11 protein-coding genes are annotated in these 23,131 nt (G+C 48.0%); 5 read left to right on the top strand and 6 right to left on the bottom strand.

Annotation, left to right across the window (positions count from 1 at the left end):
* Positions 1–164: 164 nt before the first annotated feature.
* Entirely contained in the window at positions 165–899 is a 735-nt protein-coding gene (locus tag V4C51_RS01165; protein WP_330924286.1) for a hypothetical protein, read from the top strand.
* Between the two features lie 102 nt (positions 900–1,001).
* Here V4C51_RS01165 and V4C51_RS01160 read toward each other — a convergent pair whose 3' ends face one another.
* The 4 genes from V4C51_RS01160 to V4C51_RS01145 form a co-directional block, all read right to left on the bottom strand.
* Positions 1,002–10,823, bottom strand: a complete 9,822-nt coding sequence (locus tag V4C51_RS01160; protein WP_330924285.1) for an autotransporter outer membrane beta-barrel domain-containing protein — start codon at positions 10,821–10,823, stop codon at positions 1,002–1,004.
* 364 nt (positions 10,824–11,187) lie between these two features.
* Positions 11,188–12,825, bottom strand: coding sequence for a glycosyl hydrolase family 18 protein (locus V4C51_RS01155; RefSeq protein WP_330924284.1), 1,638 nt, complete (start codon positions 12,823–12,825; stop codon positions 11,188–11,190).
* Positions 12,826–13,877: 1,052 nt separating this feature from the next.
* On the bottom strand, positions 13,878–14,444 hold the full coding sequence (locus V4C51_RS01150; RefSeq protein ID WP_330924283.1) for a DUF2726 domain-containing protein: 567 nt from the start codon (positions 14,442–14,444) through the stop codon (positions 13,878–13,880).
* A 120-nt stretch (positions 14,445–14,564) separates the two neighbouring features.
* Positions 14,565–14,870, bottom strand: a complete 306-nt coding sequence (locus V4C51_RS01145) for a cold shock domain-containing protein (RefSeq protein ID WP_330924282.1) — start codon at positions 14,868–14,870, stop codon at positions 14,565–14,567.
* Positions 14,871–15,385: 515 nt separating this feature from the next.
* On the opposite strand from V4C51_RS01145, the gene V4C51_RS01140 reads away from it, so the two are divergent.
* Positions 15,386–15,511, top strand: a complete 126-nt coding sequence (locus V4C51_RS01140) for a hypothetical protein (RefSeq protein ID WP_330924281.1) — start codon at positions 15,386–15,388, stop codon at positions 15,509–15,511.
* A 294-nt stretch (positions 15,512–15,805) separates the two neighbouring features.
* On the opposite strand, the gene V4C51_RS01135 is transcribed toward V4C51_RS01140, so the two are convergent.
* Positions 15,806–16,156: a DUF3147 family protein gene (locus V4C51_RS01135; RefSeq protein ID WP_330924300.1), complete on the bottom strand. Its 351-nt coding sequence runs from the start codon at positions 16,154–16,156 to the stop codon at positions 15,806–15,808.
* A 189-nt stretch (positions 16,157–16,345) separates the two neighbouring features.
* Here V4C51_RS01135 and V4C51_RS01130 point away from each other — a divergent pair, with 189 nt between their 5' ends.
* A complete protein-coding gene (locus tag V4C51_RS01130; RefSeq protein ID WP_330924280.1) occupies positions 16,346–19,744 on the top strand; it encodes a DEAD/DEAH box helicase family protein in 3,399 nt (1,132 codons plus the stop codon).
* On the opposite strand, the gene V4C51_RS01125 is transcribed toward V4C51_RS01130, so the two are convergent.
* A complete protein-coding gene (locus V4C51_RS01125; protein ID WP_330924279.1) occupies positions 19,722–20,033 on the bottom strand; it encodes an Abi family protein in 312 nt (103 codons plus the stop codon). The two genes, V4C51_RS01130 and V4C51_RS01125, sit on opposite strands and share 23 nt — an antisense overlap.
* A gap of 259 nt (positions 20,034–20,292) precedes the next feature.
* Between V4C51_RS01125 and V4C51_RS01120 the strand changes: the two genes are divergently transcribed.
* Positions 20,293–21,912, top strand: a complete 1,620-nt coding sequence (locus tag V4C51_RS01120; RefSeq protein WP_330924278.1) for a type I restriction-modification system subunit M — start codon at positions 20,293–20,295, stop codon at positions 21,910–21,912.
* Positions 21,909–23,057 carry a restriction endonuclease subunit S gene (locus V4C51_RS01115; RefSeq protein WP_330924277.1) on the top strand — a complete coding sequence of 383 codons (1,149 nt, stop codon included), beginning with the start codon at positions 21,909–21,911 and terminating at the stop codon, positions 23,055–23,057. Before V4C51_RS01120 ends, V4C51_RS01115 begins: the two co-directional genes overlap by 4 nt.
* Positions 23,058–23,131 lie beyond the last annotated feature (74 nt).

Genomic DNA, 23,131 nt, shown 5'->3' with positions numbered 1-23,131 from the left:
AGCTGGGGTCAGAAAGCTGGGGTCAGGTCTTTCTTCTTGACGCATAAACCAGGCAAGCCGAAACTAGGTTAGGTGTTTCTTTTGAATGGATTCAAGACCTGACTCCGGTTTTTGCTGTCTGTCGGGTTGCTCCATTTGAAGGAAAATCTACAAGGTGTTTATCTATGTTAGCGCATTTAGAATCCCTTGCCCGGGATTTACTGGGCGGTTTTTTAAAGATGGGTATTGCCTCACCGGGTAATCGACATGAGCTTGAAGCATTTCTGAGACAGGGGCAGAAGCCACTGGTATTCAAGTTTTTTCACTATGCGAATATTCCCCGTTATATCCATCAGTCTTCAGTAGAAGACTTTAACCATTATTACCACAACCTGTTACCAACCCTGACCAGAAATCATGATCGAATACACGGTGATCAAAGTCTCAGTATTTTTGAGCGAAACAAACAGCTCGCCTTAATGAATGGTGCTGTTGCCCGCCGTGAGCATGTTGGCAGTTGCATCGACCAATGCCATACCGTGGTAGCGTATATGCTGGAGAAAGGGTTTTCTCCCTTGGTTATGCCCATTATCATAGTTCTTACTATTAAAAAAGGAGAAGGTGCTGAAGAGTTCAATGCCAACCATTGCATGGTTGGCCTGATAGACCCATGTTATTATCCGAGTTTTTTCCGTATCGCTCGAACGGGTGGTTTTCTGAAAAAAAGTCGTACAGACCCTCTGACTACCCCCCTTGCCCTACAGCAGCACTGGGTTCACGTGGTCGACCCGTCTCTTAAGCAATACTACCGTATTGACAGTCAATGGATAAAACGGATAGAAGACAACTGGCCTGATTTTGACGCAAAGTCCATTGATCAGGTATCCATTAACTACGTCTATTTTTTCGATGTGCCTTAGCAGCGCTCTTAAACTAATGGCATAACTGCCTGCTCAAAAAAAAGCCCGATGCCTCAACAGCACCGGGCTTTCTGGTTTATTGCCTTATACCATCTGACACCATCAGAAGTCATACCGCAGTTTCGCCACCACTGTATCGGCTTTAAAGCCGTCCTGCCAGTTGTGTTCGTAGTTCACAGAAACACTGAAGTTGTTGTCCATCAGGTATTCTGCTCCCACACCTGCCTGATAGCGGGTTTTCTCGGTTTCAGGACCAAAATAGGTGAACGAGCCGCCACCGGTTTCAAAGGCCACATCCACCTCGACACCGTCTGCCTTGAAATCGTGCCAGGCCATCAGGCTGGCTTCAGGCAGCAGCAGCGCATCACCCATTTCAATACCGGTGACAAGCCGTACACCAGCGCCGAGCTCCAGGGTTTCAAGGTTTTGGGAACCGATGGTTTCGGTACCTGTTGCTCCCTCATAGCTGTACTTATCACTTTTCAGGCGTGTATAGTTAAGGCCCACACGGGGTTCTACCAGCGTATCGTTGTTATTAAACAGAATACTCTTACCGGCCAGAACACTGACGCCAATCTGCGAAGAGTCGTAATCCGCCTCCCACTCGGTACTGTTCAGATCGGTGCTGCCTTTACCCATACTGACACTGGCATCGGCAAAGTAGTCCTGGTCACGCCACCCGGCATAGACCGACCCCAACACCGTTTTGGTTTCACTGTTAGCACCCTGACGGCTACCACGCTCGTTGGCAGTGCTGTTGGCTAGTGTTACCCCTACACCCAACGTTAAGGTATCACTGACGTCTTTATCAGCGCCAATGGTAAAGCCCGAACTGCGCAGGGAGTATTCATTAAAGTCACTGCCGTTATGGCGCGTGGCATCTTGCTTGCCGTCTGAGTAGATGGCTCTGATCCACAGGGAGTCAGGACGAATATCAGTGCCCGCATCCTCATCGTCACCGGCGGAGATACCGGCAGCACCGGTTCTCAGTTCGGCAATCCGCGTGAGGATGGTATTCACTGCTTCAGCCTGAGCACTTTGACCGGCAGCAATACCTGTTTCAGGGCTGGCTACCAGTCGCTCGGCAAAGTCGGCAAAGTCAGTGGCAGACCCTTCAAACAGCTGGTCATAGAGTGCCCTGTTACTGTCATACAACTCAATCAACCCTTCTGAATTGGTTGCCTGGAGTGCTCTGATAGCATTTTGCGCATTCACATCGGCACCCCCTGAAGCCGCCAGCAACCCGGTATCCGCCACAGAGACATTCGCCACCACCTGTCTGTCACTGTCACGCTGACCCACCAATGTGTTAAGCAGAATCGTGTTATCGGTGATAGTCACTGCATCGACGTCAACCGTCGCACCATTATCTGCCTCAACAAGGACAATATCTCTGCCAGCGCCATCAACTGGATTCAAACTCCGCAGATCATTGTTTTTCAGGCTCATCTCAAAGGCGCTGCCATCGGCAATCTCAGCCACATCCGTTACATCCACAATGGCCTGGGTAAATGGGCGGCTGGCTTCGTCAACCTCAAAGATGAGCTGACCTACTTGCTGATAACCGCCCTGAACAGAAACAAGGCTAGTGTCGCCCATTTGCAAGCTGCCCGTTTCGGTTACGGTCAGGGTACTGCTGTTATTGAAGCTGAAGAAGGTGTTATTCAGGGAAATGGTGCCTGTTACATTGGTTTCCTCAATATCGTGGACATCCCCATTGAGTTCACCCCCTGCCAGCGTCAGCACATCGCCCAGCTCATCCCTCAGGCTGCGACCGAGGATATCACCGTTAATGATACCGGTATTTTCCAGCTTAACAGGGTTCGCCTGGGTGCGCAGATCGAAGGCTAACTGCTGGGTTTCAACATCACGTGTATCGTCCCCCTGACTGATGACACCGCTAAAAGCACCACCAGACACTGTGCCTGTATTTTGGGTAACACCACTGACTGCCGTGTTTGCCACCGTGATACCCACACCACCAGCGCTGATGGTACCGGCATTTACCACGTTGGTAACACCCGTGGTATTATCCAGCACAATACCGCCTGCTGCCGCGTCAATGGTCGCACCGTCTGCGTTAACGACCAGCCCGTTAATGGTACTGTTGAATGCTTCCATACCGTTGCCTTCGGCATTGGCTGTCCCGGCAACAATAGCGCCACGGTTTAACAAACTGCCGTTAACCAGGGTGACTTGATCCAGGCTGATACCATGATGACCAGCCGTCAAGGTTGCCCCTGTATCATTGGTTACACCACCGGCAAAACCACCACCGATCACCTTGATACCGTGGCCTTCACTCACATTAATCGCACCACTGTTGTTTAGATAGCCCGCTGCCGAATTGAGCAGATAAATACCGCTGTTCAGGGAATCAATAGAGCCGGAGTTACGGAGTTCACCACTAATGATGGTGTTGTTAACGGAGATACCCCTGGACTGCGGCGCGCTCAGGCTGCCTTCATTCACCAGCCGGCTTGCACCCCTGACCTGGTCAAGGTATACGCCATAGCTAGACGACGAAATACTACCCGTGTTAACGATCTCACCGTCCATATCCACATTCATTGCCGCCATGCCCAGGGCAATATTGCTTTCACCCTCGGCGAGACCGGCATTAATCTCTCCACTGTTAGTGAAGTTGTCCAGACCCTCAACATCCATTACTCCCATAGCAACGGTAAACGGCGCACCGTCTACACCCTGGGTACTGATGGTGCCGCTATTGGTCACATCGCCATCCATCCGCACGACGGATGCCACCATGCCATGGGCACCGGCTTCAAGGGTACCGGCATTATAAAAGTCAGTGACACCGTCTGTGTCCGTTATTGCCATACCGTGGGCATTGGCTTTGATCGTGCCGTCCTCACCATTGGCCACAACACCTGCGAGGGTGCTGTTGTCAATTTCAACGCCATTACCTTCAGGGTTGGCAAAACCGGCAAGGATAGCGCCGGTATTGACGACACTGTCCACCTCGACAGTATCAAGACTGATACCGTGGTGACCGGCCTTAACAGAGCCACTGTTGCTAATGTTGCCATTGAGGACAGTACTACCGAGTACCTTGATACCGTGGCCTTCACTCACCTCGATGCTACCGCTGTTTGTTAGGCTGCCAGCTTCTACATTTTCTACATAGATAGCGCTGTAACGGGTATAGATTTCACCGTCTGCCTGGTTTTCAATAGCACCGGAGAGTTCAGAGTTAACAAGGTAAACACCCCGGGCAGTGGTTTGTATACCACCACTGTTGATGACATTGTCAGCACCTTCTACATTATCAACGGCAATACCATAGCCATTGGCAAGAATAACGCCGTTATTCTCAACATTACCGTCCATCTCGGCGTCTTGAATACCCATGCCAAAGGCAATATTGCCGTCACCACCGGCTTTTCCGGCGTGAATGCCACCGTCGTTAATAAGGTTGCCAACGCCCTTAACATTGGTCAGCCCGATGCCGGCTGTCATACCATCCGCCATGCCGTCGGTAATGATACTGCCCGCGTTGAGTACATCACCATTAAGCTCAACATCCTCACCACGAATACCTGAGTGAGCGGCGGTAATGGCACCGTAATTGGCAACTTTGCCATCAATATAAACGGTGCCATCAGAGTCTTCACCGCCTATGTCAATGGCTGTTGTACCGGCAACGATTGAGCCCGCATTCAATAGATGACCGCTCAGGCGTGTGTCGTCAATATCAATGCCATTTTCTCCCGCATTGATAGCACCGAAGTTTTCAATACCACCGGCCAGTAGGGAGCGTTTCACCCGGATGCCGTCATCATCGGCATTGATGACACCGTTGCTGTCGCTGATAATATAACCGGTTCCCGCGATACTTTCGCCATCATTGATCATACCAACTGTGGTATCAACGACGCGAATAGCATCTACGCCAGCGGTCACTGATCCATTGTTGTATATATTGCCATAGATGTCAGTATCATATATTCCAAGGCCATGACCACCGGCTGTAACAGAGCCGGTATTGCTCAGTGCCTGAGCACTGCCATCAATGATTGATATGCCACGACCGGCAGCATTGATAACACCGTTGTCGTGGTTCTGAATGACACCCTTGAGGTCAACATTCACCAGCGTCAAACCATCGCCTTGAGGCCCAAAAGCCCCCGGTGGTGGGAATGGTCCTTCACCATCAACAGGGGCATCAAAAGTGCCCGCCGTAATAGTGCCAGTGTTGATGACATTGTCAGCATTGAGATCAAACAGTGAAATACCGCCACGACCGGCGGTGATATCACCGGTATTAACCACATTATTTTCAAAGTCAGTGTCAAATACCGTAATGCCATCACCCATAGCCACATTAATCGTGCCATGGTTTGCCAGGTTGTCGGCATCGCGCACATCACCGAGGAAAATGCCATCATAGTTAGTGTTAATCACAGCACCGGCATGATTAACAATATCGCCATCGATGGAAGAGTCCACGGCAAACAGACCGGGAATTTCGGCATTAATCGTCCCTTCATTAACCAGCCCGGTAGCACCGTCAACATCAAAAAGAGCAATACCAAAGCCGTTACTATTAATAGTGCCTGTATTACCAGCAACGCCATCCATATAGACGTCTGTAGCCGTCATCCCTGCTCCCCAACCATCATCAAGCAGGGTAATAGTCCCACGGTTAACAAAGCTACCCACGCCTTCTACATCATCAAGCTCAATACCCACGGTGCGGCCATCTTCAGAACGTTCAACCGTGATCACACCGTCAACACCATTGATCACGCTGCCAGAGAGTGTGCTGTCAGCCACATAAATGCCTTTACTGATGGCAGAGATCACGCCGCTGTTTTCAACGCCACCGTTAACAGTAACATCCACCAGGCTGATGCCGTACTGAGGTTCTGTCTTTGGCATAAACCGGCCATTATCGGCTGTGGCAGTGGCTATCAGACCATCAGAACCGGGATAGCTCAGGTCCAGGTCACCCTCAAGCTGACCCGCATTGACATAAACTTCCTCGCCGGGCGCAATATTGAAGTACTGAGTGGAAAAGTCGCCGTTTTGCTCCTGCAAATGCGCACCATAGTAAGTGTTGCTTTCATTGCGCACCACAAACCAGGCATTGCCTGCTTTATCGCGTCCTTTGGCCTCAAGAAGAATTTCACCGTCATTGGTGGGCTTACCCTGCCACTGGCCACGGTAGTTATCACCTTCTTGAGAAAAAACGCCTGTTCCCGCGTCAATATTGCCGGCATTAATCACGCTCCCACCGATAGTGGCATCAGCAATATCAATGCCTGATGCCCGCAATGAGGTGATATCACCGCTATTTGCCATATGACCGGCGATATCGGCGTCTCTGATATAAATACCCTGATCAACAGCAGAAATAGCGCCTGCATTAACCAGGTCGCCACCGATAGCGCTTCTTACTAGCTGCTCATGCTCACCGCCTTCATCATAAAGCTTCCCTGTCAGGCTGATACCCCGGAAATAACTATTGACATTATCAATGTGGTACGGTGGAGAAAATTCGGCATTCAAATCAACAGTACCGACCGCGATCTGTCCATCGGGCTGCGGGCCTGGTCCCGGTCCGGGTCCGGGCCCACCATCGCGAGTCAGCACAAAACTGGCTCCTTCGGGAAGGTCACCGGTGTTAACAATCACCTCCTGACCACCTGTCAGGAAAAAGCTTTCTGAGAAATTCCCTGCTTCATCTTTCAGAACTAACCACTCGTTATTACCCGTTTCATTCTTGATACTGAACCAGGCATTACTTTGCTGGTCTTCACCAAGTGCTGAGAGCACCACCTGACCATCAGGCAACGGGGCCTGTGGCGAGTGGTAATAATAATCGCCGGCAACAAAATCAGGACCCTGCCGGGCCGTTAAGTCGCCAGTATTAACGAAGTCACCAGCAACACTTGTCGCACGAAGGTCAATGGCACTGCCATCTTTGGCAAGAATGTCGCCCCGACTCTCAAAGTTAGCCAGGCCATCTTCGAGCACACCATTAGTGCCGATACTGACCAAGTCAAATACAATACCGTTGTTGCCTGCCTCAATATCACCTTCATTGACAAAACGGCCACCAATGGTTGTCGGTGCCAGAGAGTAATACCCGGGCGTGACGCCGTCCGGGGTTTCTTCAGCCTCATGCCACTGCCTGTTTCCCTCAACAAGGTAGGCATTTTCTCCAGCGATGATAGTGCTTGAATTAAGCCAGTCACCCGTCACCTGCAGGCCATCAACATCAAAGGCATCTTCACCTGCGGTAATAGCGCCAGTATTTGCCCAGTTACCGCCAATAGTCATTCGGTCTATTTCATAGGCTTCGCCACCGGCTACAATGGTGCCGGTATTGATAACATTCCCTCTGACTTCCAGATCATCAATATCAAAAGCATCATCACCACCGTTGGTCACGCCATCGCCTCTAATGGCAAAAATCTGACCACGGTTTTCCAGATTTCCCGCAATGACTACAGGTTTATTACGCTGCCCATCCAGCTCAAATGCATTATCACCGGCCCGGAGCGTGCCATTGTTAATCACGCTGCCCCCAACGAATGAGTCATCCACCTGGATAGCATCATTTTGTCGGGCAATAATCAGACCATCATTGATAATACTGCCCTGAATCTCCGCATTTCCAATGATCAGTGGGTCAGAGTCAGCAATCATCACACCGTCAGCCTTGTTAATAATATGGCCTGTAACCAGTGTATTACTATTGATATCAATGCCTTCTACACCCGTACTGTCGATACGGCCCGAGTTGATAATGCTGCCATGAACAATAGTATTTTCAAGGTCAATCGCGTCGTTTGTTGTGGTAGTAATTAACCCACTGTTTTCAATATTGCCATGGATAATGGCATTATCAATGTCAATGGCATCGCTGCCTGTGTTATCAATATCTCCGGCATTGACCAGTCCACCAATCTCAGCACCGGTAATACGAATGGCGTCATTGCTTGAGTGGATAATCCCTTCATTCACTACAACACCAGCGACTGTGACAACTTCACCACTTACCAGCTGGCCATCTTCAAGCCGCGCGCTACCTACGAGACGAATGCCTTTGTTGCCGGTCAGTTCACCACTGTTGAAGACATCACCACCCACCTGGCTACTGCCTTCTATATTAATAGCGTATTTATTATTGGTAGTGATATCACCGGTATTGTGCACCTTGCCACCTATAGTGGCATCGACAATGTGAATACCGTGTTTGGTTGCCGTGGTAATAACGCCACTGTTGATAAAGTCACCACCGACCGCCGCTATATTCTCTGTGACCAGCTGGTTACCATCATCCAGAAAGCGCTTGCCCTCCAGGATAATACCAAAGTCATCAGCGGTGATATTCCCTGCGTTCTTAAAACTGCCGTCAATAGTAATATTATTTCCCATGGCAATGCCTGAACCATCGCCAGCGGTAATATCGCCATTGTTGATAAAGTCTACGTCAATAGTCGTATCAGAAAGGTCAATGCCGTCATTACCTGCCGACAGAACACCCTGATTGATCAGGTTGCCAGCGATACTTGACCCACTGATAGACAGGGCATCTCCCTGAGTACCAGAAATACTGCCGTTACCGATGATATCGCCGCCGACTGTTACGCCATTAACACGAGCACCATTATCGAGGGCACTGATCTCACCGAGCACGACATTATTGCCAACCTTCACTGATTCAAGGTCAATGCCGTGGAAGTACTCACCATCATCAGGCAACACATTCTGAAGCCCGGCCTCAATAGAACCGGAACTGTCGAAATCTCCGGCAATATCCACATAGCGCATGTAAATGCCGGTTTCACCGGAAACAATATCACCCGAGTTGATAAAGCTGCCACCGACAGTCACATAATCAATGACAGACACAGGCGCTTCACCCGGCGCCGGTGGCGGCAGCATGTCCATCTCGCCTTCAACAAAAATACCCACACGACCGGCATTAATCAGGCCAGAGTTGACCAGGTTTTCGCTGATATCACTCTGGTCAATATCAAAACCCTCATCCACGGCATTAATGGTGCCGGTGTTTTCCACAGTACCCGCAACGGTGGAATCATCAATATCAATCCCGTCTTCACCAGTGACGTTACTGGTATTGAACACATCACCCTCAATATGGCTGTCATCAATATCAATAACATCGTAATCGTCATTAGACGTCAGGCTACCGGTATTAATGACACTGCCACTAACCCAACTGTCCTGGATATCAATGGCATTATCTTCTGAAGAGTTTATCGAGCCATCATTTTGAATATTTCCTTCGACCCTGGCATTACGGATAAAAATACCATTGTCTTGTGAGAGAATCCCACCACCGGCAGCATTGACCACATCACCATTAACCGTTACCCCGTCGTTGCCTGAGCCATCGACCAAAATGCCAAAGGTATCGGCAACAATCATACCGTCATTCATTACAGTATCAGCGGTTGAACCACGGGTAACTTCTATGCCATTGACCTGGGCGCCGTCCAAAAATGCCCCACTGTCGTGAGCCTGACCATTGGTGACGGTAATCGTGCCATCATTAATGATACGTCCACCATGGCTGCCATTGTTCACGGAAATGCCGGCCAGAGAAGCACCTTGCATGGGAGCGAAACCATCAGACAAAGGATCAACAAAATCAAGGGTAATATCCCCATTGTTAATCACAGCGCCTGCCACTGCCGAACCATTGGTCACTTCAATACCCGACATTGTGCTTGCGCCATCAAAAAATGGCCCGAAAGAAGGCTCAGTATCACTGGGGTTGATACTGCCGTTATTCACCAGATTGCCCCCGATGGTTGAACCATCGGCCACGGAGACAATGCCGTTAACGCTACCATTATTGGTCACATCTGTAGCAACATCCGACGAGTCAATGGCAATGTACCGGGTAACGCCTTCATTTAATACAGCCTCTACGGATGAACCATTGATCACCAGCAAACCATCGGTAAAACCATCAACCTCGTTGACCACAGCGCCTGCCACCGATGCGCCATCAGCCATAGTGACACCATCAACAAAGCCCCGGTTCACCAAATCACCCGCCACATGGGAACCATCGCCTACATGGACGATCACGGCATTGCCAGTATTGACCATATTGCCCTCAACAGTGGTGTCGTTTTGCGCAGTAAAGACAAAAACATCGCCACTATTGATAAAATCACCCACAACGGTTGAACCATCAAGCACACCAACACCAAAGACGTTGCCATCATTGCTAAAGGTACCACCGACAATGGCACCATCATCAATAGCAACACCGCTGCCGCCTGCCGTATTGGTCAGATCTCCTCCAATACGCGCGCCTTTTACCCAGATCTCCCCCATGCTGCCATGATTGATCACATTGCCTTCAACGGTCGCGCCATTATCAATGATCAAGTCCTGAGCGATGGTTGCTGAAGAAGAACTGATAACATTGCCTTTAACCAGGGCGCGGCTGCCGGTAATATGCACACGGGTGATATTGCCATCGTTGGAAATATTGCCATGAATCACCGTAGGTACACCCGGGTCGTCTGACACGGTTAAAAAACGCATATCGCCGTTGTTTTGAATATCAGAAAATACGTTGGAGCCGTTATCGATGTTAAGGTCGCGCATGACATCATTATTAATAAACGATCCATTAAGCTCACCGGCACTCATCCAGAAATCTGAGATTCCGTCATCAACAAGCACATTGCCATTGACGCGCCCCTGAATCCCAATATCGTTAACAGGACCAAAGCCTGCGTCAACAGTAATGCCCCCTTCACAAAAATCACCCACACCTACATGCACGTTTCCCGAAGCGTTAGGTGCCGGGCAAGTAGCTGCCTGGGAAGCAGCGGATAGTGTTTGCAGTGTGGCGGCTATGATCGCTGAACTGAGCAGCGACTTTCTGAACGATGTTTTCTTGTCCATAACGCTCTTGTTCTTTTTAGTTATTATGTTTGACCATGCGCATAGGTGGTGGGCAACAACAGAATACGTATTTACACCTATCCTTGTATTTTGCACTATACTCCTATTTTTCTTGGAATAACAAACTAAACGACACAAATTTATTTTAAAAATGAATATCCTATAAAAATAAACCGAGAAAATAACAAAGAAGCTGGTTTTTCCCAGAAACTGTTCATGGTCTTTTTTAAAAAGCAAAACCCATGGGAAAACCTGCTTATTTTTGCGTTTTATTAACGTTTGATGGTGTCATGTAACGAAGAAAAGCCAGGGAGGCTTTTCCCGCCACTGAGATTACGTTCTTATGTCAACAGAACTTGAGTGATCATTGGTTTTTTTCAGTCAGGCACATTCCATTGTGACCAATGGATTTGCACGCTTGGGTAAATAAAGCATATTTCGGGCTTTGTAAGGCATCCTGGCTCAATTCCCAGAACCACATGCCGCCAAGCTTGTTAGCTTTGACCAACTTATTGGCTTTGTCACGCACCACTTTTTGTGTGTCCAAAGTAAATACAGGGTAGGCCGGGTAGGGTTGGGAGGGGTTGGGCGCTCCGGCAAAAGTAGCTTTAACACTTTGTTTGTTATCTGAAAGCCAGGCTATATTCGGTTCTGGATAGCTGAGTTTTAAACCTTTGGGAATTGGCTGACCTATAGCCCCCCTGTTGTCTCTTTTAACCAAAAAACCGCACTGACTTGGGGCCGCGCCTTTGGTAAGCGTATCCAGGAAACACGAATAGCTATAAGTTCCGGTAAAATCAACCATACCAGCAGCGGGATAATAGGGCTCAGGATTGGGGTTGTCCGCAAACTTGAAATAGTCAGGGTTATCAGTATAGTAAGCCTTTTTAAAAGCCTGACCGTATTTCTCAAAACCCTTGTAACGTAAAGAGCCCATGTAGCCAAACCGATTCTTTTCAGTGGGCTGTTGCGCGACCAGCATTTCACGGGCATAGGTAGGCCCTCCTAACACTATTTTTCTGGCGGGAACATGTGCTTTTTTAATATAAAAGTCAATGGCGCTCTGTAGCTCAGTGGACTCACTCATGTTTTGCGCAAGCCCCTTCATGCCTGAAACAACATCAAATTCACCATGCATATCAAAGCCCATTAAATCGAGCCAGTCCGCACTACTGGCAACCTTTTGCCAGTCAACACCCTCTTCAGCCTCTCCTTTTGCTTTTTTGGGTGAGGCAACAACGGCTGTTGTCAGATAATAATGCTTGTTATTTTCTCCTCCCAGATTATTCAGCATGATGCGTAATTTCATCATCATGGCAGTATACAACTTTCCTTCCCCCTGGTGACCGTCGTGACTGGCAGAATGCCCGTAACCAGGATACTCCCAGTCAATGGAGATACCGCTAAAGGCAGGATGCCCTTTAAGCCAGTTTCTTGTTGAATCAACAAAACGCGTCAAAACGGCGGGGTCTGAGGTATAGTCTTGATAAAACTGGTTTAAACGATCCGTGTAACTCCAACCGCCAATAGAGGCGAGCAAGATCGTCTTGCCGTTTGTAGAAGCAGCATATTTCGACATGTATTTGGTTGCGTAAGAGTTGACGCAAGCGCTGAAATCCTCAGGATATTCAGGACAGCTTGTAACACCTGATTCTACCAGGGCTTCGGTGTCAACTACCGTGCCAGGCTTCCCTTGTTGCTGATCGGTCAGAAACTTTCCGCCGTATAAAGGCAGGTGATCTGTGAGTGTTTTTTGGGTTGTGACGCCCAAAAAAGCGTAAGTTATGTAATTAGCTGCTCCTGCTGTGTCTTTGATCATGCTAAGGTCTTTTGTGCCTGGTTTGCCCGCCCAATATGACCAGCTGGAATAATAACCACCTACCCAGCTGCCATCCGGTTCGGTTGCTATAGCCGAGGCTGGCAAATAATTGGCAAGAGTAGTGCAAGATACAGCAGCAGCTAAGCTAGAAATGGCAAGCGCACTTGTCCTTAATGTAAGCATTGGAATTTACCTCAGTCATTTGGGAAAAATAAACAGCTGCCTTTACAGTCGAACGACTATCGACGTATCTTATAAGCGGGTCTGGAAAAGCCGATATTGTCCGCTCAATAGCAGACTATTTCAGCAGACTATTCGCCTCTCATTTTTTCTTCCGCCTCTCTTGATCTCCACCAGGCACAGACTTCCAGGAGCCTGTCGGACTTATGCTTTCGAGCATAAAATTCAGTAGGGCGAGTCAGAATTTTCGATCAATTTGCGCGAATAGTTGACCTATTTAAGCAAGTTAATCAGAAATTCTGGCCGCACTCTCTCGCACTTTCTGGATTTTAGGCCGAAGTTGTCTTAGGTTCGACAGACTCCTAGGACTGTTTCCAAGAGAAAAAAACCCCTTGGTGAAAAATTGCCTGCGGCAAATAAAGCCGCTTTCAGGTGTAGCATTACCCTCTGATGGCAGTTTTAAACATCAAAAAGACGCACTACTCTCTGAGTGAAACACTCTGAAAAAAGGGTGATGAAAGACAATACTCCGAACAGTCAAACATTAACGTGAAAAAAGCACAGCAGTGAAAATCCTTTTCATACTGATAATAGCCATTCAAAAACAATAGAACATTATCATTACTAATAGCCGCAATAAGTATTACTGATAACTATCAGACCAACAAACCAAAAATCACCCTGAACCTGGGAGCCTGTCGGACTCAAAGTTCATCGGTGGTTTTTTGCTCTGATAAATTTATGCGACCAACCCAGCCAGCAGATTCAAGTTGGTTTGTAACGGTGCCCGCTGCACGCTATTTGGGCGACATTCTTCAACTGATCCCGTCGTAGTAAAGTCTTGTAGGACAGTGGCTGATTATTAGGCTTCATGTTTTTCCCGACAACTTTTTCCTAATACACAAGCAGTGTCGTTAAAAAGCCTGATAAAAAATTTACAGCACCTATCATTTTCAGCGATGAGTTGCTTATGCCATTGGTTCAAACTCAAGGTAGAAATCACCAAGATCGCAGAATAATGGGATTCTGTGTCTTTTTTAGGCATCAAACTCACGTTATTTATGTACGGCAGTTCTTCTCGCGGTCATATTGCCTTTATCTTCTGATAGTTGATGATCCTGCTGCTCTTCAGGTACATGTGTATCCTGAATACCGCAACTGGCAAAGATTTGTTTACGCAGGGCAGGGACGTTCCGGTAAGGCTTTTCTTCATAAGCCAGAAGGGGAATATCTGCCATATCACACAGCTTGCGCAAGTGTTTTTGATGCCCGGCATCATTTTCATCACGCCTGTCGAGTGATATGGCACACACGACAGTGACATTATTACGATCGCACAGTAAATAGTCAAAACTGTGCCCTTTCAGTTTTCTTAACAATGAGCGCCTCGGACCGAGGCGTTTACCCTTAACCACAGATGCGACAGGAATATCAGGAAATACATAAAAGTGACTACTGACCGCCATATCCAGTTGTCCGAAGAATAAACGTCTGGCAGGTGAAGGAAAAAATAGCTGCTTATGACACGTCGCCTCTGTCCGCCTTCTTAGCCAAATACATAACAATGCAAAGGCGCAACTAACGGTGACGATGGATATAAGAGAAATAAAGCCGGAATGCACAAAATAATCCTGCTACTTGGGCCAAAGACAATAAAAGCCACTTCAGGAATACCCTCTGAAATGGCTGATGTTTTTACTGCAATAAATAGTAACAGGATCTAACCGAACACCTGAACACTTTCAGGCCGGTAGCGAGTCTTCCTGCTGCGCTTCAGGGTCTGCCTGTGGAACATCAGCACTATTACCATTATCAGGAATGACTTTCGTTGCAATCAACCCCTTTGGCCCCTGCCCTATATCGAAACTGACAAGCTGCCCTGCTTTCAGTGTTTTGAAGCCCTCCATGTCGATCACGGAGTAATGAATCAGAACATCTTGATTATCTGTCGCTTCCTGGGCCTGAATGAACCCATATCCCTTGGGATTATTAAACCACTTCACTGTACCTACCAGCATAGCTTCCATATCCTTCTTGGTCGCTTCCATACAGCGCTATTCCTGTTTTATTACACTGGAGTAACCGCTGGGAAACTGCAACCCCTGTTATTTTAATTTTGTAAGACCACGGTTGTGTCATCCATGTCACCATGCCTTTATTAATATCAGATGACTTTCAAACCATCAACGCTTTTTATAAAGGCATTATCATTATAAAACTATATTGCGTCATCTTAACAGTCCGAACAACGGTTAAAGGGAAAAATCATCAACGGATGGCGCTGACTCATTAAGAACAGTTCCTAACGGCTTGCTCAGACACAGTAGTGTCATTACCGGTGGCAGCAGTCCTCCCGTATAACAGATGCGCCACACACAAAATGAGACCCCAGGAGCCTGTCGGACTTATGCTTTCGAGCATAAAATTCAGTAGGGCGAGTCAGAATTTTCGATCAATTTGTGCGAATAGTTGACCTATTTAAGCAAATTGATCGGAAATTCTGGCCGCACTCTCTCGCACTTTCTGGATATGACCTTTAAGACTGCTTCTTAAGATCTATTGCATGAACGTCACCATCGGGACTACATGCTGTGACGCCAAGCTGACAACCAAGACGATTAACGCCTTTTTCTTTGTCACTGTCGGGCGCATCCAGGCCAATCCAGATCATGCCGTGTTGACTGGCTAGCTTATACGGGCGTTATGTGAAAAAATTGTACCTGATCTACAGCCGCTTTAATGAAAGACATGTTATTGACTCCATGTTGAACTTACACATAACGCGACATCAGGGGCAGGTACAGCAGGCGCAGTCTGCTGTATATTTTTAGGAGGTTTATGGGTGTCCTGTTTTTTGTTTTTTTGATCTGTTTTTTTATTCTATCGAATGCGAATATTCACCAGAGCATCCAACGCTCAGCTAAGCAGCAAGCCAGAGCGTAGCGCAAGTTTGTCTTTACTTAAGTGCCTTGTTATAAGTCATTTATAATTTTATTCCGAAATAATTGAGTATCCATATCATAATAAAATAGCAGGCTATTGTTACAACTATGGATGTGGAAAGACTCAGATAGAAATTCCAGCCTAATTTCAGAAATATTGGGAGGGTTACAAACAAAGCCAACGAAGGCAATACGAGCCAGAATACACCAGAAGATAATGCGGAAACCTTCTCTACGTCTTTTGTGTCTGTATATAGCCATATCATGGCTAAGACCGTGACAAGGGGAACGGATGCCAAAATAGCTCCGACCATGGAGTTGCGTTTAGAAACTTCAGAAATAATAACTATCAGAAGAGTTGTAATGACAATTTTCAGCACATAGTACAACATAATTGCTTTCCAGGAGCCTGTCGGACTTATGCTTTCGAGCATAATATCGGTGTTCCCTCCATTATACGATCTAAATTCGCATATTCTTCTTTTAAGTGTGCATTGGTACTTTTTCAGAAAAAAATCCCATACACTACCTTATCAGTATCATAGCGCTTGTCTTTTAAGGGCCGTGTAGGGGGACGTCGTGTGTTGAAACCATCCATCAACTTTGAAATGTTGCGCCACCGGTGGCCGGAACTGGCGAATCTCGGTGCGAAAGCAGAAGACTATGTTCACACAGACCCGGAAAGCTGTCTGGTCAAGTTAAGGAACTATTTAGAGCAAGTCGTTCGCTGGCTATACCGGGAAGAAAAGCTGCCTGAAGGCTACCGTGTCAGCCTGTATGACCTGTTGTCAGACAATAGCTTTAAAAGCGCCATTCCTGAGCAGGTGACTATGAAGATGGGCGCCTTGCGGATTCATGGAAACCGGGCAGCCCATGGAGACAAAATAAAGGCAAGTGACGCTGCCTGGCTATTGCGGGAAGCCGCCATTATTGGTGCCTGGCTATATCTGCGTTATGCCAACGGCCATGCCGATGACATGGGTAAATTTACCCTACCTGAGCCACCGGCTACACAAACGACACTCAGCCAAAAAGCCCTTTCCCAAAAGCAGGCACAATTACAACAGGCGCAGGAAGAGTTGGAAGCAGCACAGCAGCGTGAAATGGCTGTTATCCGCGCGCTTCAGCTCGAAAAAGAAAAAGCTGATGATTTCCAAAAACGTCTGGAAGCATTGCGTACGAAAAATGAAGTCGCCGCCAATGCGCTGGAAATGAATGAGGCAGAAACCCGCCGACGCCTGATTGATTCCAGACTGATCAGTGCGGGATGGGATGTGGCGGGTAATGGACAAAACACCGAAACAGTGACGCAGGAACATCCGGTAAAAGAGCAACCCACTAAAACCGACGACGGGTATGCTGACTATGTACTGTGGGATGATAAACAAAAACCACTCGCTGTGATTGAGGCCAAAAGCACACAACACAATGCTGAAAAGGGACGCAAACAGGCAGCATTCTATGCTGACTGGCTGGAAAAAGAACACGGCCAGCGCCCTGTAATTTTTTACACCAATGGCTACGATATCTTTCTATGGGATGACCACAGCGCACAAGGCTACCCTCCGCGTAAACTGTTTGGTTTTTACAGTAAGGATTCCCTGGACTACTTAATTCAGCAGCGCGGCAGCCGCAAAGTGTTAGCCGATGTTCCCAAAGCCACAGACATTGCTGGCCGTTTATATCAGCTGGAAACCATTACACGGGTAGCGGAGCGATTTACTGATAAACACCGAAAGTCGCTGATCGTACAAGCTACCGGCACGGGTAAAACCCGGGTTGCCATCGCTTTGACCAAGTTGCTGCTCGATGCCCGCTGGGCTAAACGGGTTCTGTTCTTATGCGACCGAAAAGAGCTGCGTAAGCAGGCGCGCAATGCCTATAACGACTTTATCAATGACCCGATACACGTCGTGGGTAAAAGTGATAAAAAAGGGCAGGATACCGCACGCATCTTTATCGCGACTTACCCCGGTATGCTGAATATTATGGATCAGTTTGACGTGGGCTACTTTGACCTGATCATTGCCGACGAATCACATCGCTCAATTTATAATGTGTACGGCGATATTTTCAAATACTTTGATGCCCTGCAAATTGGTTTAACGGCCACGCCAGTGGATATGGTGAGCCGTACGACCTTCGGCTTGTTTGGCTGCGAAGATCGCATCCCAACGGCTAACTATACGCTCGAAGACGCTATTGCTGACGATAACCTCACGCCATTTGAGGTTGTCACCCATACGACACAATTCCTGCGCGAAGGCATCAGTAAACACACGCTAAGTGACCAACAGCTGGCCGAGTTGGAAGAACAGGGCATTGACCCCAACACCCTTGATTTTGATGCTAAAGCCGTGGATAAAGCCATTTATAACCGTGACACCAACCGTGCCATTATCCGCAACCTGATGGAAAACAGCCTGAAGGATGCCGAAGGCTCACTGCCCGGTAAAACCATTATTTTCGCCCGTAACCATAACCATGCCGTACTGCTGCAAAACTGCTTTGACGAGTTATACCCGCAATTTAGCGGTAAGTTCTGTCAGGTGATCGATAACTACGACCCTCGTGCCGAGCAGTTAATTGATGACTTTAAAGGTGAGGGCAGTAACAACCAGCTTACCATTGCCATTTCTGTGGATATGCTCGATACCGGTATTGATGTGCCGGAGGTACTCAACCTTGTCTTTGCCAAACCCGTCAAGTCCAAGGTAAAGTTCTGGCAGATGATTGGCCGGGGCACCCGCCTGCGCAAAAACCTGTTGGGTCCGGGACTGGATAAAAAACAGTTCCGCATTTTTGATCATTGGGGCAACTTCGACTATTTCGGGATGAACCCCGATGAAGCAGAAACCACGCCTGATAAATCACAGGCACAAAAACGCCTGGAGGCATGGGTAGCGTTGTCAGTGGCTGCCCAGAAAAAGTTTGAGCAAGGCACTGTTAGTACCGTTGCCAAGCTGCTGCTGGAGCAAATGACCGCGCTGGATGAAAACTCCATTGCCGTGCGGGAAAAATGGCAAAGCAAAGCCAAACTGTCGGATACCAAACGTTTAGAGCAACTGGCACCCCAGACCAAACAGCTGTTATTGGATGATATTGCCCCCTTGATGCAATGGCTGGATGTACGCGGTCAGGGTGATGCCATTCGCTTTGATATGGATATGATTGAGGCACAAACAGCACTCTATACCAATAAGGATAAGCTGACACAAAGCCACCAGAGCATCCTGGCAAAGTTGGATCGGTTGCCTCCCCATTTAGGGCAGGTGCAACAACACGGTGAGTTGATAAATACGTTGCGTGACAGGGACTGGTGGCAGAATACCACCTTTGGTGAGCTGGAGCAGGCACGGTTAACCCTGCGGGGCATTATGCGCCTGATGGAAAAAGTAACCACACCGCCTGAGCCTGTGGTCCATACCGATATCACGGAAGACACAACGCTAATCCAACAGGACACCCGGCAAACGGATATCCGCAGCGTTGATTTCAAGTTGTATCGTCAACAGGTGCAAGGTGCCCTTGAGCCGTTGTTTACCACGAACCCTGTGCTGGTCAAAATCCGTCAGGGGGAGCCTGTTTCCGACAAAGAGCTGGACGAACTGGCCAAGCTGGTCTTGATTCAAAACCCCAACGTGGATATCAACGTGCTGAAAAGCTTTTATCCCCAAGCCAGCACTAAGCTTGATCATATTCTGCGGACACTGGTGGGCATGGACAGTGCCGCGGTCGCTGCCCGCTTTGCCGATTTTGCGGCCACGCATCAGCTTAATAGCCAGCAAATACGCTTTCTGGAACTGTTGAAAAACCATATACGGGACTACGGTACCGTAGAAATGAAGCAATTGTTTGAGCAGCCCTTTACCCGTATTCATGGCGAAGGCATTACCGGTGTGTTTAGCGATAGGGATCAGGTTAATGCCATTAAAGGCATTGTTGATGAGTTGACCGTCACGCTGACACCGGTGCGGTAACATTGCCCTCCCTGTACTCTCGCACAAAGGCTTGTATGGGAGGTGGGTACACTTTAAACCGGTAACATGTATAAAGAGTAAGGACATCATCAAATGTCGTTCCCGGCCTGAATTGATGGGGGTCACTTTCAGGTATGTAGAATGGGCGAGTATAGGCGCTAAGACGAAAATAGCTGATATTGCTTAGATAACTTTTTGCAAAGGCCCGGTCATCAATAACTAAACCACGGCCGAGCAACGTATCAACTTGCTGTTCGATGTTTAACGGATCTTTATGGAAAGTGGTCATCAGGCGTGGAGACTACTTTAGTATAGTTATAGGCAAACTGCTTTTTATATGAGATAGAAATAAAAAACCCACCAAAGTGTGCTTCTTCGAGAGGCATGGCGGGTGTGTTACGTTAAAACTAGCCTCAATCCCCAAATCTGTCAATAAGTACTTACTTAACATTGCTAACCCACAGCAAAGGTTGAAAGTGTAGCGATATACCTGCCACACGCCTTATGATAGCCTCATTTTTTAGCCTTTCTTATGAGATGTGCGGTTTATGATCACCGGCGAGTTAAAAAGCACCATCGACAAACTGTGGGAAGAATTCTGGGTGGGGGGCATTACTAACCCCCTCACCGTGATTGAGCAAATCACCTACCTGATGTATTCCCGTATGCTGGATACGCTGGAGAGCAAGGACGAGAAGAAAAAGGCATTAACCGGCGTCGAGTTTAAGCCCCGCTTTAAAGCCCACGAGCAAGCCTACCGCTTTGGTCAGTACTGCAACCTTGGCGCTGACGAGATGATGGAGGTGGTCAAAGAAGAGGTGTTTGACCATTTCCGCCAGTTGAGCGACAGTGGCTCACTGCTAGGTGAGTTTATGAAAGATGCCCGGCTGGAGATTGTAAAGCCAAACCTGCTGGTCAAAGCCGTTGAGATGATCAAAGCCTTGCCGCTGGATAGGGGCGATACCAAAGGGGATTTGTACGAATACCTGCTGAGCAAACTCACCACGGCAGGCATTAACGGCCAGTTCCGAACCCCGAGGCATATTATCCGCGCCATGGTGGAGATGATGGAACCCAACCCCGCCCGGCACGAGCGTATTTGTGACCCGGCCTGCGGTACGGGTGGTTTTTTATCCACTACCTATGAATACCTGCTGGAGCGTTACAGCTCGCTGGATTCTGTTCACCGTGAAAACGTGGTGAATGAAAAGGGCGAGCTGGAAGAGCAACTCATTTTCTCCGGCGATCAGCTAGGCGATTACCGCAACCATGTGGATACGGATATGTTCCACGGCTACGACTTCGACAGCACCATGCTGCGTATTGCCGCCATGAACCTGATTATGCATGGGGTGGACGCGCCCGATATTCACTATCAGGACACCATGAGCCAGGGGTTCAGCGATAAATACCCCGAAGCCTCCCACGATGCCTTTCATCTGATCCTTGCCAACCCGCCCTTTACCGGCACGCTGGACGAAGAAGACATTGACCCGAAGATTCTGAAAACCGTTAAAACCAAAAAGACCGAGCTGCTGTTTTGCGCCCGTATTCTGCAAATGCTCAAGGTGGGTGGTCGCAGTGCTACGGTGGTGCCCCAGGGCGTACTGTTTGGCTCCAGCAAAGCCCACCAGAGTTTGCGTAAAACGTTGGTAGACGATAACCAGCTCGAAGCCGTGATTAACCTGCCCTCCGGTGTGTTTAAACCCTATGCGGGTGTGGCTACGGCGATTCTGATCTTTACCAAAGGCGGCCAGACCAGCAACGTGTGGTTTTACGATTTAGAAAACGACGGCTTTAGTCTGGATGACAAACGTAATCCCATTGATAAAAACGACCTGCCCCACCTGATTGCCAGTTGGCAGCATTATCGCCAACAGTTAGGCTTACCGACGGGTAACTTTATGGGGCATAAGCTCCGTCATTCCCGCGAAGGCGGGAATCCATCTATCGAAACAGACAACGACTACGAAGACCGTACGCAAAAAGCCTTTGTGGTGCCCAAAGACGAGCTGAAAGCCAACAAGTATGACCTGTCCATCAACCGCTATAAAGAAGTGGTCTACGAGGAAGAAGTGTACGACCCGCCCAAGGTGATTTTAGGGCGCTTGCAGGCGTTGGAAGCGGAGATTCAGAAGGAGTTGGGTGAGCTGGAGGGGATGTTGTGAGTTGGCCGTTGGTGAAATTAAAGGAGTGTTGCACTATTACAATGGGACAAGCCCCTAAAGGTGACACTTATAATACCGAAGGGCAAGGGTACGCGCTCATTGCTGGTGCGGGTGATTTTGGCTTTGAGAAACCAAAGCCGAAAAAATTTACTTCAAAGCCCACACGATTATCCGATGAAGGTGACATTATTCTTTGTATACGGGCAACAATTGGCGATATAAATTGGTCTGACATGACATATTGTCTGGGGCGGGGTGTCGCAGGATTAAAGCCTCAGCCAACATTAGATGCTCTTTATCTTTGGTACTTTATTAAAGTTAACAAGCGACAGCTTGAATCTGAAGGGACTGGTTCAACGTTTAAACAAGTATCAAGAAGCCATGTTGAAAACTGGAAAATTCCACTTCCCCCACTCCCCGAACAAAAACGCATTGCCGCCATTCTGGACAAAGCCGACCAACTGCGCCAGAAGCGCCAGCAGGCCATCACCCTCGCCGACGACTTCCTCCGCAGCGTCTTCCTCGATATGTTCGGTGATCCGGTGACGAATCCGAAGGGGTGGGAGAGAGTCTCAATAGACTGTATAGCTTTAAAAGTCACAGATGGTGAACATCAAACCCCGAAACGGGAAGATAGGGGGTACAAGCTGCTTTCAGCCCGAAATATTCAACAAGGATACATAAATACAACTACCGAAAAGGTTGATTATGTCGGAGAAAAGGAGTTTCAGCGAATCTCGAAAAGATTAACGATAGAGCAAGGTGATGTCCTTATTTCTTGTTCTGGTACTATTGGCAGGGTTTCTGTGAATACCCTAAATGAACAGTTTTGCCTAGTACGAAGTGTCGCTGTTATAAAACTGGACAGAACAAAAGTGCTGCCTAACTATCTTATGGTATTTTTACAAACGGTATACCTACAGCTAGTTATGCAAAAAGAGGCTAACTCTTCTAGCCAAAAAAATTTATTCCAAAACCAGATTAAGAAGCTAAAAATATTGACTCCACCAATAGAACAGCAGGAGATATTTGTAGCCAAATATCAAAAATACTCTACTATAAAGTCGAAAATTCAAGATATTTCGCACGTCGATAACACGTTATTCAACGCCCTCAGCCAAAAAGCCTTCGCCGGAGAGCTCTGACCTCACCGCCATCCTGTACAGGGAATGTACAGGAACCCTGTGGACAGGGCAATTACACTATTGCGCATGATAAG

The sequence above is a fragment of the Candidatus Sororendozoicomonas aggregata genome (assembly GCF_031528575.1).
Lineage (GTDB): Bacteria > Pseudomonadota > Gammaproteobacteria > Pseudomonadales > Endozoicomonadaceae > Endonucleibacter > Endonucleibacter aggregata.
The sequence above is the reverse complement of the archived record's forward strand: the minus strand, read 5'-3'. Positions and strand labels throughout refer to the sequence as shown.